We start from the raw sequence: 15,853 nt of genomic DNA on the forward strand, positions 1-15,853 counted from the left end.
ACGACAGCGGAGCCGCTGGAAAGTGCCTGTGGCAGGCTGTGCTGGAAAACGGTGTCGTTATTCGTCCCTACCGTCGTTGATAATTGTCGCGAGGTGCTCCCGGTCGAACAGGTGCGCCTCTGTGAACTCCTCGGGGAAGTACCGCTTCGCGTACCGTTCGATCATGAATAGGTTATGCAGCGGGCCGGTGTAGATCGGGCCGCCGCGAAACACCCTGTCATTCTGGACGGCCCGCAACCGACTGCCCACTTCGTGGTCTTTCATATAGGCGAGTACTGAGTTCTCGAACTCCTCACGGGTCTTCCCTTCGCGATGGTATCGCAGAAGGAGTGAGTCTGGATCTATCTCAAGCAACGTCTCGTAATCGAGTGATTCTGAGCCGGAGTATCCTTCGACGCCGGTATCAGCAAAGGCGTCGGAAATTCCGAGCGTCTGGAAGTGTTCCTTGTTGGCTCCGCTCCCGCTGATCCGATACGGCGTGAACGCTTCCGGCTCCTCGCCGGCGAACATGAGCGCGGCGTTCGGTCGCTGCTCCGGTGCTGGGAGCCGAGCCTGCACCGTTTCGACCAGTTCGTTGTGGATTGAACGGATCGCCTCGAAGCGCGCCCGTTCCTGAACCATCTCAGCCACTTTCTCCAACGCCTCGTACAGGCTGTAGTACCGGTAGTCGTGCCAGTCATCGGTCCGCCGGAAGATGAGGTTCCCGAGAAACGGTGCGACGTTCTCCCGAATCTCTGCGAGGTCCGACTGATTCCACGCCCCAAGCCAGTCGATAAGTGCGTTGGGATCGATGAGGTGCAGGTCTGCGTCCATCTCGTAGAACGGTTCTTTCGAGACGCCGTCGTTCCAGAGCTGTGTGAGCCCGTCGAGGCCAATAGACACTCCATCGAGTTCCTCATAGTGCAGCGTCTTGTACCGTCCACGGTACCAGATCGACTGTACTGCGTCGCCGTGACCGAGCGCGACCAGCATATCGATATAGTCCGCGGTGAACGGGGCGATTGTCTCGGGCACAGTTTCGAATTCGACGGTTCCGACTGGCTCCATCGTCACTGAATACGCCCCGCCGGAAGTCGCTGGATCGGTCTCAGTAGCGCTCGCTCCGGTATCTGTGGTCATGTCGCTGGTCTCGGCCACTGAAGACTCCTGACTACTATCGCCCGAACATCCGGCGAGCAATCCACCGAGAGCGAGTGCCCCGCTGCCTTTGACAATTTCTCTCCGTGTCAGTCGTTCGAACGTCGCTCCGTCCGAGCCAGTCATTCGAACTCACCCGTGACGATATCGGCGATTTGCTGTCGGTCGAACAGTTCAGTGTCGGCGGTCACGTCGCCGAAGATGTCGGGATAGAGTTGTTGGGCCGCCCGTTCGGTCAAAAAGAAATTATGAACTGGCCCCTGTCGGAGGTAGCCACCGCGATACACGCGTCCGTTCTGTACTGCGGTCAGTTGACTGCCGACGGTGTGGTCCTGCATGAACTGCAGGACAGTCTCCCGGAACTCGGTCGCCGATTTCCGCTCGTGGCCGCGGATGAGAATAACGTCTGGATCGACCGATAGAAGCGTTTCGTAGTCGTATTCGCCCCGATTGGTCGTGCTGAGGTTCTCAATATCCGTCCCGGCGAGCGCATCGGTAACCCCGAGGTCACGCCACTGCTTCTTACTCGTCCCCTTGTCAGTCAATCGATAGGGGGAGAATGACTCCGGTTCGTCGGAGCCCTCGTAGGTAAGGAGGACGTTCGGACGCTCCTCGGCCGGCGGGAGTTGGCTCTGGAGGTCCGCAATGTAGTCGTCGTGTAGCTGTTTGAACGCTTCGTACCGGGCCTGTTCCTGGAAGACCTCTGCGACCTTCTCGAAGGCCTGATAGAGCGTGTAATACCGGTAGTCGTGCCATTCATCGGAGCGACGGAAGATCAGATTCCCGATGAACGGAGCGACGTTCTCGGTGATTTCGTCGACGTCCGACTGCGACCAGTCGAACCAGTTGACGAGCATCTGTGGGTCATAGAGGTGCACGTCGCTGTCGAGTTCGTAAAACTCCTCTTTCGTTCGGACCTCCGGATTCGCGTCAATCGTCTCTTGGTCGACGGAAACACCGGAAAGCTCATCGTAGACGTACGTGTAGTAGCGATCCGCCCCGCCGATACCTGTGAGACCATCGGCCTGCCCGAGGGCCACGCCCATATCGGCGTAGGCGCCACCGTAAGGGAGCCATCGCTCGGGAACCGTCTGGAACGTAACGTCGCCCACCGGCTCCATGGAGACGGTATACGATCTCGTCCCGGTCGCCGTGGGTGTCTCTCGATTCTCTCTTGGGGTGGATTCTGAGACAGCATCGCCGGCACACCCGGCGAGTAAACTGCCGCCTGCAATTATCCCAGCATCCCTGATATAGTCCCTACGTGTAGGCCGTCCACGCGGCGTCTTCTCGGCGTCAGTCACTGTCCCGCACCCGTGATTATGTCGGCGACCCGCTGGCGGTCGAACAGCTGTTCCTCGGCGGGGATTTCGGGGTACGGGTCACCGTCGGCGTAGCCCGGCCACTCGCCGAACTGGTTGGGGTACAGCTGTTTCACGGTCATCTCAGTCTGGAACAGGTTCAGAATCGGACCCTGCCGACGCGCACCTTGCGCGTATATCTGTCCCTTTTCGACAGCAGTGATTTTCCTTGTCACCTCGTTGTCTTCCAACTGTGACCGGATATCGTCGAGATTGTGGGACCCCGCCATCGGCCCAAGAACGAGTAGCACGTCTGGATCGGCTTCGAGAAGCAGCTCGGTATCGAGCGTGATGTTCCGTCCGTCGTCACCGTACCCGTCACCGACGGCATCGGCTAACGCATCGGTCGCACCCAGCGGGCGGGTGTGAGCAGCGTAGTAGCCCGGATGGTTCATCTTGTAGCCCCAGATCTTCTCGCCGGATGTGGAGAACAGGACCAGTGCCGCACTCGGCCGTTCACTTTCTGACGGAAGGCCCGCGCTGATAGTTTCCATCATCGATTCGCGGACAGATACGAATGCCTCGTATCGTTCCCTTTCCCGAAAGACCTCCGCAATCCTTCCGAAGATTTCCCAGAGCGTGTAGTAGTCGTACGCATCGGCCCAGCCTGACGGCGGGTCCTGTTGCGTGCCGCTGAGCGTGTTTCCGAACCATGGGCCAACGTTTGTGCCTATCTCTTGGAGGCTGTCGTTGTCCCATCCCTCGGCTGTCGCAACCTTCGCTGGATCAGCTATGTGGACATCGCTGTTCAGTTCGTAGAGTTTCTCTTTTGACGGTGGCCACGAAGCATACAGGCCCTCCCAGTCGATTGAGACGCCTTCCAGTCGGTGGAGGAACTTCTGATAGAGCGATTGGTGATATTCAGGCGCGTGCATCGCGTTGATCGCATCCCCCCGACCGAGTGCGACCAGCATATCCACGTGGTGGCCCAGTATCGTGAACACACTCTGGGGAACCGATTCGAACTCGACGGTTCCCATGGGAGACATTGTAACAGTGTATCCATCGTCAGCCGTTGTTGGTTCAGTCACTGAGGATGACTGGCCTCCTGTGCCTGTCTGGGTCGGGGCTGCTTCTGATCCGGACTGACCTGTACACCCCGCTAGCAAGCCGCCACCCACCACCGCACCGCCGTATTTCATGTAGTCACGTCTCGTCGGGCCCTCGCAATTCGTGTCATCTCTCGACATAAATGTTAGGCCTGCCTAAAAATATATAACTGCTTCGGAGTTTAGGCGCACCTGAAAACGAAATCCTGCGGTAGACTTAGCCCAGTCATCCCAACTGCTGGGTGCGTGATGGCTTTCACTGCAGCCTTGCTCATGAACAGGATCATCTCAGTGCTGTCCTCCCAAAATCAGCTCTGGCCCATCGATTGACAACTGTATCAAGGGCCGTCGAAATCTCTTCCCATTGGTAATAGCTACAGCAGCGCTATCGGGGGAACGTACAACAGTAAAGTGTCCTTGCTGTGGACACACTAGTATGGCCGACGAGGAAATCGACGACGTGGACAGAGCAATCCTGTACGCATTACAGGAAGATGCTCGAAATATGTCGTCCGGGGACATCGCAGAACGAACCGATACGTCCGACAGCACCGTCCGGAAGCGCATTAACCATCTCGAGTCCAGCGAGATCGTCAAAGGCTACAGCGCCGATGTCGACTATCAGCAGGCGGGCTACCCGCTCCGGATGTTGCTCTACTGCACAGCGTCGATTCCCGAGCGAGGCGATTTAATCCCCAAAATCCTCGACATAGACGGCGTGGTATCGGTTCAGGAACTGGTCACCGGCGAGGAGAATCTCCTCGTGACGGCCGTCGGTAAATCGGATAGCGACATCACGCCCGTCGCCCAGGCACTTCTCGATATGGGACTGACGGTGGCCGATGAAGTACTCGTCCGGAGCCATGAGACGACGCCCTTCGGTAAGTTCGATTCTGGGAACGAGAGCTAGCTGCGGGACTGCTGTTGCGGAGCTGTATGCCGACGGTTGCGCACCCGCGAACATACGGCCGGACACGTCATCAAAGTGACCGACGGAGCTTCCATCACGATCTGATTTTCGAGTTCCCTCAACGAACAGTCTGGTAATATCACCACCGCTCAATACGCAATCAGTCTCTGATTGTCGAATCTGTGTGCCTGTGTACCGGAGACTCGCCTTCCAAGAAGTTTGCCGGCACAGGCTGTGAAGGACCCGGGTAATACCCTGGCAGTGCTTTTGGCTGGACCTCTGCCGGAAAACATAATGTTCTATAATGCACTTCTTTAGGAACAAATTGGTAGTATAGAAGGATTTAATAACCAGTCCGTTCGCACTATGGGTGAAGACAACTAGAACCGGTCAATCACAGTCTGTGATTGGTCACGAACAACGATGTCAGGACACAACTCACCGAAGACGGTTGGATCACTCCCGGACACGACGGCTGACTCGCCGCTCGTGCCTGTCGCACTCACATGGCTCGTATGGTCGATGCTTGCCGCGAGCATTGCTGTGCTTGCCGTCCGAATCCGAACCGAGTTCGTGTGGGAGATACCCGGGATTGTCGCCGTCGACGGTCTGACAGTTCTGATGTGGGTAGTTGTCACCTTCTTCAGCGGTATCGTTCACAGCTACTCGCGTCGCTATCTGGCTGGGAGTCGCCTCAAAACGTCCTTTTTCGCCACCGTGTTCGGTTTCACGGTGGTTGTGATGGGGCTGGTCGCGGCTGACCACCTCGCTCTCTTCGGGGCGCTGTGGCTCGCGATGGGGCTGCTGATGGCGAAACTCATCGGTATCGTCAGCGGCTGGGATCAGGCACAGGCAGCTGCCGCGGTCGCCCGCAAGTACTTCATTGCCAGCAGCGCGCTTCTCGGTGTCGCGCTGGCGGCACTGTGGTGGGTGACCGGTGCGACCACGGTCTCCGGAATTACTGCAGCCTCCGACTCACTCGGTGGCCCGGTGTGGCTGGTCGCCGCAGGCGCACTCGTACTCGCGGCGATGATTCAATCCGCGCTTGTTCCGTTCCACGGCTGGCTCCTCTCTTCGATGACCGCGCCGACGCCTGCCTCCGCGCTGATGCACGCTGGGTTCGTCAACGCGGGTGGCATTCTGTTGACTCGTTTCGCGCCGGTCATCACCGTCGACCCTGCGCTCATGCTCGCAATCGTCGGCGTCGGTGGTGCCAGTGCCATTGGCGGGAAACTCCTGAAATCTGTTCAGACGGATATCAAGGGCAAACTCGGCTGTTCGACGGTTGGCCAGATGGGATTCATGATCATGCAGGCCGGCCTCGGATTTTTCGGGGCTGCTATCACCCACCTCATCCTGCACGGCTTCTACAAGGCCTACCAGTTCCTCAGTGCCGGCGGACAGGTCGAACACACGACCCCGAGCGAGGAGACACCACACACGATTGGAATGACGACGAGCGTCGTCGGCGGCGTCGTCACACTGCTGACCGGGCTCGCCGGCGGCGCGGTGTTTACAGTGCTGACAGGGAAGGGAGGGCATGTCGACAGTGGTCTTCTGCTGACCTTCTTCGTGGTGTTCACGACGCTCCATGCGGCCCGCAACGCTGTCCAGCATACTTCGCTTCCGACGGCGGCCCGCTACGGGGCCGTCCCGATAGTCTTCTTCCCCGCCATCGTCATCTACGCCGCGGTCTACACGAGGGTCTCGGGGCTCATATCTGTCAGCCCCGCAACGACCGAACTGACATTGCTCCACGGCATCATCGCCGTCTTCTTCGTCGGTATCTACATCGGCATCGAGACCGGGATCCACGAGCGTAGCCAGCGTCTCTACGTGGCGCTGCTGAACGCCGGCCAGCCGTCGGCCGACACTGTGCTGACCACGACGGAGGACTACAATGAGTACTGAATCCACCATCCACGACAGTATCGACAGCGCAGCGACCACCGTCGGCTCCCTCTGGCCCATCCACTCGTTCGTGACGGCAAACCCCCTCGCGGGGTTCGAGGACCAGCCGTTCAGTGAGGCGGTCACGCAGGCAGCCGACCTGTTGGGCGGCCGTGGCTACCCAAGTCCGGAGACGTTCCGTGCGGCGCTGCAGCGCGGCCAGATAGACACGGAAGTTCTCGACGCGGAACTCTCCGAGGCCGGCTACGAGAACGACCCCGAGATACTGCTTGACCAGATGGCCGAAGCGACCGATGCCACGGACAGTGACTCCGACACTGCCTCGGAACGCGTCGATCAGGTCCTGACGAAATGGCTGTCAGCGTTCCTTGATGAGGGGAGCGCCCACTGGTCGATGCCGAACCGCGAAGCGGGGTTTTACACCGCCTTCCGCGGCGTGGCCGAACACGACGGCGATATCCCCGATGAAGGGATCATCACCGACCTACCGGAGACGCCGACCGAGACCATCGAAACAGTGCTTGCGTCGTACCCGGAGAGCCAGTGGGTGGCCATCATCGAGGAGCAACTGGCCGCTCTCCCGGGCTGGACGGGACTCATCAAGCAGCGTGCCGATGACGAGGGCGCGTGGCAGTCGACGTACCCGATTTCGCTGGCTGGATACCTCGCGGCCCGTCTGGCCCTGCTAGATGCCGTCGGTGCTGATATCGTTCCCTCGAACGATAGCATCAACCCGGGCCCAGCTGCCGAACTCGCTGGGGCGTTCCTGCGCGCCTGGGAGGAGACCTATCGCGGCGACCTGGTCGAGACAGTTGCCACGGAGAGCCAATCGCTGGCCGACAGCGACAACTCGGGCCGCCCGGACGCGCAGATGGTCTTCTGTATCGATACCCGTTCGGAGATCATCCGCCGCCACATCGAGGCTGCAGGCGACTACGAGACCCACGGCTACGCTGGATTCTTCGGTATTCCGATGGAGTATCAAGGCTATGATACTGACGTGTCGGTCGACGCCTGCCCCCCGATTCTCGACCCACAGCATCACGTCACCGACGTGCCAACCGACGACGACACCCAGGAGAGCCATGATCGTTGGTCGGGTATTCGTGAAACCGCCGACGAAATTATCGAAACGCTAGAGGCGAACGCCGCCACGGCCTACGGCTTCGTCGAAACTGCAGGGAGTGGGTACGGCCTCGCACTCGCGGCCCGCACGCTTGTCCCCGGTCGCGTGCACGACCTATTCGATGCGGCTGACGGCTCGGTTCCCGACGAACACAAGTTCTGTGACCCGCTCGTCCACCACCAGCATACCTACACTGGGGATCTGCCGGTGGGGCTGACTACCGATGAGAAAGTCGAGTACGCCGCCACTGCGTTCGACCTGATGGGCTGGGAGACGTTCAGTCGCCTCGTCGTCTTCACCGGTCACGCCAGTGAGACGACAAACAACCCCTACGATTCGAGTCTTGACTGTGGTGCCTGCGCCGGCAACCCCGGCGGCCCGAACGCCCGTGTGCTGGCGGCGATTTGCAACGACACCGAAGTCCGGTCCGCGCTCCGCGACCGCGGCTTCGAGATTCCCGACGACACCGTCTTCGTCGCCGGTGAACACAACACGACGACCGACGAAGTGGAACTGTACGACAGCGACGTACCCGAGAGCCACGCTGACGACCTCGGCCAGTTGCGCACCGACCTCGCCACCGCTCGCGAGAACGCGACTGCAGAGCGTGCCGAATCGATGGGATCTGACGCGTCGTCGGGGGTCAGCGAAACGGAGCGCCGCGCCGCCGACTGGGCCGAGACCCGTCCTGAATGGGGCCTGGCCGGTAACGCCGGCTTCGTTATCGGCCCCCGCGAACTGACGAGCGGTGTTGACCTCGACGGCCGCGCCTTCCTCCACTCCTACGACTGGTCGACCGACCCTGACGGCGAGGCGCTGGAGGCGATTCTCACCGGACCGATGGTCGTCACCCAGTGGATCAACACACAGTACTACTTCTCGACGGTCGACAACGCTGTCTACGGTAGCGGGTCGAAGGTGACCCACAATCCTGTCGGCAACATCGGCGTCTACCAGGGCAACGGCGGCGACCTGATGACCGGCCTCCCGCTGCAGTCACTCATGGCTGCCGACGACGACCCCTATCACCAGCCGCTCCGCCTCTCGACGGTTATCCACGCGCCGGTCGACCGTGTCACCAATGTACTTGCTGACCACCCGGAGGTGGCGAACCTGCTGGATAACAACTGGCTCTCGCTGACGGTCATCGACCCCACGCAGGACCACCATGCCTTCGAGTACGAGCGTGACTTGGAGTGGTCGCCCGTGTCTGAGCTGTCCGAAGCCGACCTTGCGGAACCGACCGCCACTGCGGCCGCAGACGACTGAGTTGATCCGAATAAGCCGTATCTGAAACCGCTGGAGGCCAGTGCCTCTCGAAAAAACGTTATCGTAGTGTTTTACATCTGTATATTAAATACGCAGCCTAGAAAACAACAATAAGGAGGTATATATTCGAGTATGGGCTCAAATTGGACGAATATATATCCAATCTCAATAATATATTTATATAACTCTCAAATAAAGAACTCGAATAAGATTTCATTGGTGTAAAGCGGCCCTCAGAGATTGCAACGCAGTGACTTGCTCCCAATCCACTCCAGTAGAGGGTCTACTGCGGTGTGAGGCCGACGCCGTCTGCGAGCAACTCGTGGGAGCGGAGCGCGTCAGCGTGGTCGCTGACAACATGTTGAATCATCACCTCATCGACGCCAACCCGATCAGCCAGCTGTTCGAGTAGGTCATTGAGTGTCTCTGGACTGCCGGAAATCGCCCGCGGCCACTCACCGGTATCCAGCGTGGCAGGCGTCGGTTCGGGTACGGCCCCAAGCTCGTCGATTGCTTCCTCGACAGATGGTGTCGTACCGATGACTCCTCGCTCCATCCGCTTGAACGAGGCTTCGGCCACGGCACGGAGCCGCGCCGCTTCCTCGTCGGTTTCGGCACAGACTGCGTTTACCGCAACCATTCCCTCTGGCTCGCCCACACTGCCGGCCAACTGCGACGATTGGAAGTGGTTTCGGTATTCCTCGAACGAACGGACAGCCAGATTCGGTCGAATGAACGCAGCGAAACAGTAGCGCAAACCGAGCTTGCCAGCCAGTGCGGCGCTCGACGGGCTTGAGCCGAGAACCCACGGAACAGGTGTGTCCCCACCTGAACTGGGAATCTCGATATCGCTGTACGCGTGTCCGTCCGGGTAGCTATCGTAGAGATGCGAGACGACAGCCTCGATTTTTTCCGCGTGGTCTTCATCAGGGTTCCGGACACGTCGGTCCGTCCCGAGCGCCCGGTCAACAGCCGGAGAGCCGTTGGCCCGCCCAAGGCCTGCGTCAATGCGTCCTGGCGCGAGCGCGTCAAGAGAGCCGAACAGTTCTGCGACTTTGAACGGACTGTAGTGATTGAGCAGGACCGCCCCCGATCCGAGCCGGATCGAGTCGGTTTCGGCGGCGAGGTTGCCGAGCAGTACCTCGGGTGTTGTTCCTGCAAGTTTCTTTCCCATCCCGTGGTGTTCCGCCACCCAAAAGCGGGAGTAGCCGAGGCGTTCGGCCTGCTGGGCAGCATCGATGGTGTTCGCATACGCGTCAGTTGCAGTGCCCTCATCCGGGACCGGAGAGAGGTCAACGATTGAAAGGTCCATATCCGCCCACAACGGTTGTGGGGTATAACCGTTCGGCTACTCACAGTGCGTGGGTATCTCATACGGAGGCGCCAGTCTGATTGACCACCGACCCAAGCATAATCGAAATATATGAAAAACGATACAAATGTGGAAACATAATTAAGTGGAAATTCTTCTTCCGTTATGGTTATTTTCAGCGAGTGTGTAACTATGCGAGTATCTACTCAGTATCTAGCCAAAGCCTTTCTCTTGAAGTCATATTGCTTATACGTTTAAACCAGTTTTCCCACATTAGACTGCCTCAGCGATTGCTTTAGAGGTACATTAGGCGTTATGCAGGTACCGAGGCGCTTGGAATTTACTATCAATATTAAATAATACTCCTCTACATATCATTTAGTCTCTTTTCGGGTCGCTATCCTTCTTGTAGTGCCGGCTATGAATCAAGTGATATCATGCCCTTGACCACGGTCGGCTCCATCGCTTGGCGGAACGCATCGTCGATGTCTTCGAGTTCTGATTCGAAGTCAATGATACCCTCGACGTCAACTTCGCCGTCGGCCAACAGGTCGACAGCCGCGTCGTAGGTGTTCTTGTACCGGAAGGAGCCATGGACATCGACTTCGTTGTCGATGAGTTCCAGCACGTCGATTGGGACCTCCGCTTCGCTAGCGAGTCCGACTAGAACGACCGTGCCGCCCCGACTAACCACGTCGATCGTCGACTTGATCGACGGCTCCGCACCGGAGGCTTCGATGACCACATCAGCACCGACGCCGTCCGTGTACTGGGCGACCGCCGTATCGAGATCCGTTTCGGTAACGTTGACTGTCAGATCTGCTCCACGTTTTTCAGCGAACTCTAGTTTTTCGTCAACGACGTCGGTCAACATTACCTCCGTCGCGCCTGCGGCGCGCGCGGCCTCCATCACCATCAGCCCGATCGGTCCGGCTCCGGTTATGAGCACTGTATCGCCAGTTCCAACGTTACCGCGTCGGCAGGCGTGTATTCCGACCGAAAGCGGTTCGCACAGCGCCCCCTCGGCGGTGGAGACCGATTCCGGGAGCGTGTAGGCGAAGTCGGCCGGCCACGAGACGTATTCCGTGAACGCGCCGTCGTGTGGCGGCGTCGCCATGAACCGAACGGATTCACAGAGGTGATAGTCGCCGCGCTTGCAGTGGGCACAGCGCCGGCAGGGAACGCCGGGTTCAAGCGCGACGCGGTCGCCTGTTTCGTGGTCAGTAACGTTCTCGCCGACTTCGACGACTTCACCGGCACTCTCGTGCCCGAGGACGAGCGGGTCTTCGACGACGTAGTCGCCGATACGACCGTGTTTGTAGTAGTGGATGTCGGAGCCACAGATGCCGACGTCGCGCACGGCAACAAGTACGTCGTCGGGCCCGGGCGACGGTCTGGGACGGTCCTGTAGTTCGAACTCAGTTGGTTCTACCAGTACAGCAGTTCGCATACCTGTTCGCACGGAACAGAGCCATAAAAATACACAGGGTGGTCGGATTGATTCGGTCGCCGCAGCCAGTTACCACTCGGCGACGCTCCCGTCCTCATGGTGCCAGACCGGGTTGTACCAGTTGACCTCTGTCTGTGCCAGTTCTCGAATGAGAGCCTCGTCGATGTCGATACCGAGTCCGGGGCCGGTTGGTCGTTTGACGTAGCCGTCTTCGAACTGGAACGTCTCCGGGTCCTCTAGGACCTTGAGTCGCGGGCTCGTCGCTGGGTCGTGTAGATCGAGGTCCTGTTCGTGCAGCACGACGTTCTGGGCGCAAAACCCGACCTGCAGGCTCGCCGCGAACGCGACGGGACCGAGCGGGCAGTGCGGAACGACGGCCACGTCGAACGCTTCCGCCATCGATGCGACCTTGCGCATCTCGCTGATGCCACCGACGTGGGTCACGTCAGGCTGGAGTATCGACACCCCATCGTCGACGAGGAGGCGCTTGCAGTCATAGCGCGAATAGAATCGCTCGCCAGTCGCTATCGGGACAGTCGTCCGCTTGGAGATACTGGCAAACGAGTCGTCGTGTTCGGGGAGCAACGGCTGGTCGATGAACATCAGATCGAACTGTTCGAGCCGTTCGACGAGATCCGCAGCCATCGGTTTCGAGACGCGGCCGTGAAAGTCGACGCCGACGAGGGCGTCGTCACCGACGGCGTCACGGATTGCGGCTACGCGCTCAACCGCATGATCGACAGCGCTCGGCGTTTCAATCGGCCGAAACTCCCGGGCAAAATTGAATTTGAACGCTCTGTAGCCGCGTTTCCGGTCCTCTCTTGCCGCGACAGCCACGTCTTCGGGATCGTCACCACCGAGCCACTGGTAGACGAGTAGTTTATCGCGAACGTGTCCGCCGAGTAGCTCGTGCACTGGTGCGTCGTAGTGTCGCCCCTTGATGTCCCAGAGCGCGTGATCAATGCCGGCGAGCGCGCTCATGAGTATCGGCCCGCCGCGGAAGTAGCCGCTCTGGTAGAGCTTCCGCCAGTGATACTCGGTTCGGAGCGGGTCGGCCCCGAGGAGATACGCCTCGATGAGTTCAGTGACTGCGGCCCGAACCGTCTCTAACCGACCTTGAACAATCGGCTCACCCCAGCCGACGATCCCTTCGTCAGTCTCCAGTTTCAGAAGCAACCACCGCGGCGGCACGGCGAACAGTTCGAAGTCGGTGATTTGCATAGCTATGTTATCTGCGAGGGAGTACTTGTAATGACTGGCTGCCGATATCGGTCCAACAAGGACTGTGATAGAGATAGGCGTACATTTATGCTGGAGGCTACCGGAGCACCAAGTGTACGCATGAGTGTACTTGACAGTTTCTCCCTCGACGGAGAGACAGCTATCGTCACCGGTGCTGCGCAGGGTCTCGGCAAACAGATGGCGACCGGTCTAACTGAAATGGGCGCAGACGCGGCTATCGCGGACGTGAACCTCAAGAAAGCGGAACGGACGGCCTCGGAACTCGACGGCGAAACGGACGTTATTGCGACTGAGGTCGACGTGACGGACGAAGCCTCCGTTGAGGCGATGGTCGAGGACGTGACCGACCGCCTCGGACCAATTGACGTACTGGTCAACAACGCCGGCATCGTCGAAAACTCGCCTGCGGAGGAGACGAGCATCGAGTCATGGCGGCGTGTCGTGTCAGTCAATCTCGACGGCGTCTTCCTCTGTGCCAAACACGTCGGCCAGCAGATGCTCGAACGGGGTGAGGGCCGCATCGTCAATATCTCCTCGATGTCGGGCTTCGACGTGAACGTCCCACAGAAACAGGTCAGTTACAACACGACGAAAGCTGGCGTCAGAATGCTGACCCAGTCACTGGCGGTCGAGTGGGGCGATCAGGGCGTCCGCGTCAACGCCATCGCGCCCGGGTACATGCGGACCGAACTCGTCGACGAAGTGCTCGAAGAGAACCCGGAGATGGAGGAAACCTGGCTAGAGAATACGCCGATGGGCCGTCTCGGTCGACCAGAGGAACTGAAAGAACTGGTTGTCTATCTCGCATCGGACGCCTCGTCGTACATGACGGGGTCGACCGTCGTGATGGACGGCGGCTACACCTCGCAGTGAAAGCGTCAGGCTCCGGACAGCGATTCGTCGGTCAGTGCAGCCAACCGATCTTTTGACTCGGTCCACTCACCACCAGCCTGTGGCTCGTAGGTCGTTGTCTCGAACGCCGACTCGATCAACTGCCGACCAGTCTCGATGTCCGGCACGCGCCCCGCCGCGACGGCCTGTGTGAGGACGTTGCCGACAGCCGTTGCCTCGACTGGGCCAGTCGACACTGGGCGGTCGGTGACGTCGGACAGTAACTGACAGAACAGTTCGTTTCTCACACCGCCGCCACCGAGAACGATACGTGACGGTGGGTCGTCGACGACTGCCGCGAGCGCATCGAGTTCTAGCGCCACCTTCGCTGCCAGACTGTCGAGCAGACAGCGGACGAGACTACCCTGTCCCGTCGGAACGGGCTGGTCCGTTCGGCGGCAGTAGGCCCGAATCTGGTCGGGCATCGGTTCGTCGATGCTGAAAGTTTCAGCATCCGTATCAACGAGCGCGGTCCGTGGCTGTGCCTCTTCTGCGGCCGACAGAAGCGTCTCGTAATCGGCCGGTTCGTCCGCCTCACGCCACGCTTTGCGACATTCTTCGAGCAGAAAGAACCCGTTGATGTTCTTCAGGAGCCGAACGGTCCCGTTGACGCCGAGTTCGTTCGAGACGGCGTGCTCGAAGGCGGAATCTGTCCGTACTGGTTCGTCTCGCTCGACGCCAAGGATGAACCACGACCCCGTGTTGAGAAACGCGGCGTCCTCGGCGAGCGGAAGGCCGGCGACGGCCGCCGCCGTGTCGTGGCTCGCCGGCACCACGACCTCCGGCGTCGAAGACAGGCCCGAAACGACGGTGTCGTCGACGGTACCGAGGCGCTGACCGGGTTCGGACAGGTCCGGGAGCAGGTCCGTCGGAAGCGACAGCTCGTCGAGCAGGTCGGTGGCCCACGTCCGTGCCTTGGGATCGACCATCTGCGTGGTCGAGGCAATCGTCACGTCGCCCGCCGGTTGTCCCCCTATCCGTGCCGAGAGGAGCTGTGGTATCATGAGCAAGCCGTCGCTTTCTTCGAGAAGTTCGGGCTCGCGTTCGGCGATAGTGTGGAGTTGCCACAGCGTGTTCGGTGTGTTCCAGTTCGCGATGCCGGTCGCGTCGAACAGCCGCCGCTTCCCGACAGCCTCGAAAACTTGCTCGCGTGTGGCTGTCGACTTGGGGTCGCGGTAAGAGACCGGGTCTCGGAGCAGTTCGCCGTCGGCCAAGAGTCCGAAGTCAAGCCCCCACGTGTCGATACCGACCGTATCGAGGCTGTCGGCGTGGTCGTCGGCAGCCCGGATTCCGTCGCCGATGTGATCAACCAGCGCGCCGACGTCCCAGACGTAGCGGCCGTCCCGTTCGACGGGTCGGTTATCGAACCGGTGGACTTCTCGTACGGAGAACGACGACTGGGTCACCTCGCCGAGGAACACTGTCCCGCCGCTCGCGCCGACGTCGATAGCGACGTGGTTCATGGATCAGTTGGGAGAGGCATGCGTGGTCACTGCCCGTAACTGTCGAGCTTGTCGGCCAGCCGGTCGATCTCCTCGTCCGGAAGGATTTCCGGCTCGCCGATAGCCCGGGCCTGATGATGGATACGTGCGCAGTACTCAACCATTAGCGCGACCGTGTAGGCGTCGGCCAGCGTTTCGTCAGCTGTCAGGACGCCGTGGTTGCGCAACAGCGTGGCGTTGAACGATTCGCCCAGCGCGTCGACGGCGGCCTCGCCGAGTTTCTCGGTCGCGTGCGTTTCGTATTCGGCCACGGGCACCTCTGTTCCGGTGAACGAGAGGAGGTAGTGCGATGCCGGTATCGCCTCCCCAAGCGAGGCGAACGTCGTCGCATACGGCGAGTGGGTGTGGACGACGCCGCCGACCGCCGGTCGCTCGCGGTAGACGGCCAGATGCATCGGAAGCTCCGTCGACGGCTCAACGTCACCCTCAATCACAGTGCCGTCCGTCTGTACAACCGGAACGTCTTCGGGTTCGATCTCTCCGTAGGGGATTCCTGACGGACTGATCGCGATGTGGTTCTCGTCGAGTCGGGCACTGAGGTTTCCGCCAGTCCCGGTGGTCAAGTCGTCTTCGAGCAGGCTCCGGCCGTACTCGCAGATAGCGGTACGCGTCTCGTAATGTGAACTGTCTTGATCTGCCATGTGTGGTCTGTCGATAACTGTCGGTTGATTACAGCCGTGAGGCGGTGACGGG

General features: G+C 59.9%; 12 protein-coding genes. 4 read left to right on the top strand and 8 right to left on the bottom strand.

The window, feature by feature from the left end:
- Positions 1-57 precede the first annotated feature (57 nt).
- From ACODNH_RS21925 to ACODNH_RS21935, 3 genes are read right to left on the bottom strand one after another with little or no spacing between them, the layout of a single operon-like run.
- The gene (locus ACODNH_RS21925; protein WP_434531837.1) at positions 58-1,263 is read right to left on the bottom strand and encodes an ABC transporter substrate-binding protein; all 1,206 of its coding nucleotides are present in this window, start codon (positions 1,261-1,263) and stop codon (positions 58-60) included.
- Positions 1,260-2,441 (bottom strand): ABC transporter substrate-binding protein, encoded by a 1,182-nt coding sequence (locus tag ACODNH_RS21930; protein WP_434531838.1) that lies wholly within the window; start codon positions 2,439-2,441, stop codon positions 1,260-1,262. The genes ACODNH_RS21925 and ACODNH_RS21930 overlap by 4 nt, the downstream gene beginning before the upstream one ends.
- Complete coding sequence (locus ACODNH_RS21935) at positions 2,438-3,688, bottom strand: ABC transporter substrate-binding protein (protein ID WP_434531839.1); 1,251 nt, start codon at positions 3,686-3,688, stop codon at positions 2,438-2,440. Before ACODNH_RS21935 ends, ACODNH_RS21930 begins: the two co-directional genes overlap by 4 nt.
- Before the next feature lie 295 nt (positions 3,689-3,983).
- Here ACODNH_RS21935 and ACODNH_RS21940 point away from each other — a divergent pair, with 295 nt between their 5' ends.
- From ACODNH_RS21940 to ACODNH_RS21950, 3 genes are all read left to right on the top strand, one after another.
- Entirely contained in the window at positions 3,984-4,457 is a 474-nt protein-coding gene (locus ACODNH_RS21940) for an Lrp/AsnC family transcriptional regulator (protein WP_306711195.1), read from the top strand.
- 423 nt (positions 4,458-4,880) lie between these two features.
- Positions 4,881-6,368: a proton-conducting transporter transmembrane domain-containing protein gene (locus tag ACODNH_RS21945; protein WP_306711193.1), complete on the top strand. Its 1,488-nt coding sequence runs from the start codon at positions 4,881-4,883 to the stop codon at positions 6,366-6,368.
- Positions 6,358-8,763: a DUF2309 domain-containing protein gene (locus tag ACODNH_RS21950; RefSeq protein ID WP_434531840.1), complete on the top strand. Its 2,406-nt coding sequence runs from the start codon at positions 6,358-6,360 to the stop codon at positions 8,761-8,763. Before ACODNH_RS21945 ends, ACODNH_RS21950 begins: the two co-directional genes overlap by 11 nt.
- A 283-nt stretch (positions 8,764-9,046) precedes the next feature.
- On the opposite strand, the gene ACODNH_RS21955 is transcribed toward ACODNH_RS21950, so the two are convergent.
- From ACODNH_RS21955 to dgoD, 3 genes are all read right to left on the bottom strand, one after another.
- Positions 9,047-10,075 (bottom strand): LLM class flavin-dependent oxidoreductase, encoded by a 1,029-nt coding sequence (locus ACODNH_RS21955; RefSeq protein ID WP_434531841.1) that lies wholly within the window; start codon positions 10,073-10,075, stop codon positions 9,047-9,049.
- Between the two features lie 418 nt (positions 10,076-10,493).
- Complete coding sequence (locus ACODNH_RS21960) at positions 10,494-11,525, bottom strand: NAD(P)-dependent alcohol dehydrogenase (RefSeq protein ID WP_434531842.1); 1,032 nt, start codon at positions 11,523-11,525, stop codon at positions 10,494-10,496.
- A 69-nt stretch (positions 11,526-11,594) separates the two neighbouring features.
- Positions 11,595-12,746 carry a galactonate dehydratase gene (gene dgoD / locus ACODNH_RS21965; RefSeq protein WP_306711185.1) on the bottom strand — a complete coding sequence of 384 codons (1,152 nt, stop codon included), beginning with the start codon at positions 12,744-12,746 and terminating at the stop codon, positions 11,595-11,597.
- 120 nt (positions 12,747-12,866) lie between these two features.
- Here dgoD and ACODNH_RS21970 point away from each other — a divergent pair, with 120 nt between their 5' ends.
- Positions 12,867-13,640 (top strand): SDR family NAD(P)-dependent oxidoreductase, encoded by a 774-nt coding sequence (locus ACODNH_RS21970; protein WP_434531843.1) that lies wholly within the window; start codon positions 12,867-12,869, stop codon positions 13,638-13,640.
- 5 nt (positions 13,641-13,645) lie between these two features.
- Here ACODNH_RS21970 and ACODNH_RS21975 read toward each other — a convergent pair whose 3' ends face one another.
- Complete coding sequence (locus ACODNH_RS21975; protein WP_434531844.1) at positions 13,646-15,121, bottom strand: rhamnulokinase; 1,476 nt, start codon at positions 15,119-15,121, stop codon at positions 13,646-13,648.
- 26 nt (positions 15,122-15,147) lie between these two features.
- Positions 15,148-15,801: a class II aldolase/adducin family protein gene (locus ACODNH_RS21980; protein ID WP_434531845.1), complete on the bottom strand. Its 654-nt coding sequence runs from the start codon at positions 15,799-15,801 to the stop codon at positions 15,148-15,150.
- Between the last annotated feature and the right edge of the window lie 52 nt (positions 15,802-15,853).

It is taken from the genome of Haloarcula sp. NS06, from assembly GCF_051122755.1.
Taxonomy (GTDB): Archaea; Halobacteriota; Halobacteria; order Halobacteriales; family Haloarculaceae; genus Haloarcula.

Excerpts from the sequence above, each read along its gene's own strand:
- ACODNH_RS21925 (WP_434531837.1), bottom strand. The coding sequence starts at position 1,263 with ATGACTGGCTCGGACGGAGCGACGTTCGAACGACTGACACGGAGAGAA.
- ACODNH_RS21935 (WP_434531839.1), bottom strand. The coding sequence starts at position 3,688 with ATGTCGAGAGATGACACGAATTGCGAGGGCCCGACGAGACGTGACTAC.
- ACODNH_RS21940 (WP_306711195.1), top strand. The coding sequence starts at position 3,984 with ATGGCCGACGAGGAAATCGACGACGTGGACAGAGCAATCCTGTACGCA.
- ACODNH_RS21945 (WP_306711193.1), top strand. The coding sequence starts at position 4,881 with ATGTCAGGACACAACTCACCGAAGACGGTTGGATCACTCCCGGACACG.
- ACODNH_RS21950 (WP_434531840.1), top strand. The coding sequence starts at position 6,358 with ATGAGTACTGAATCCACCATCCACGACAGTATCGACAGCGCAGCGACC.
- ACODNH_RS21955 (WP_434531841.1), bottom strand. The coding sequence starts at position 10,075 with ATGGACCTTTCAATCGTTGACCTCTCTCCGGTCCCGGATGAGGGCACT.
- ACODNH_RS21960 (WP_434531842.1), bottom strand. The coding sequence starts at position 11,525 with ATGCGAACTGCTGTACTGGTAGAACCAACTGAGTTCGAACTACAGGAC.
- dgoD (WP_306711185.1), bottom strand. The coding sequence starts at position 12,746 with ATGCAAATCACCGACTTCGAACTGTTCGCCGTGCCGCCGCGGTGGTTG.
- ACODNH_RS21970 (WP_434531843.1), top strand. The coding sequence starts at position 12,867 with ATGAGTGTACTTGACAGTTTCTCCCTCGACGGAGAGACAGCTATCGTC.
- ACODNH_RS21975 (WP_434531844.1), bottom strand. The coding sequence starts at position 15,121 with ATGAACCACGTCGCTATCGACGTCGGCGCGAGCGGCGGGACAGTGTTC.
- ACODNH_RS21980 (WP_434531845.1), bottom strand. The coding sequence starts at position 15,801 with ATGGCAGATCAAGACAGTTCACATTACGAGACGCGTACCGCTATCTGC.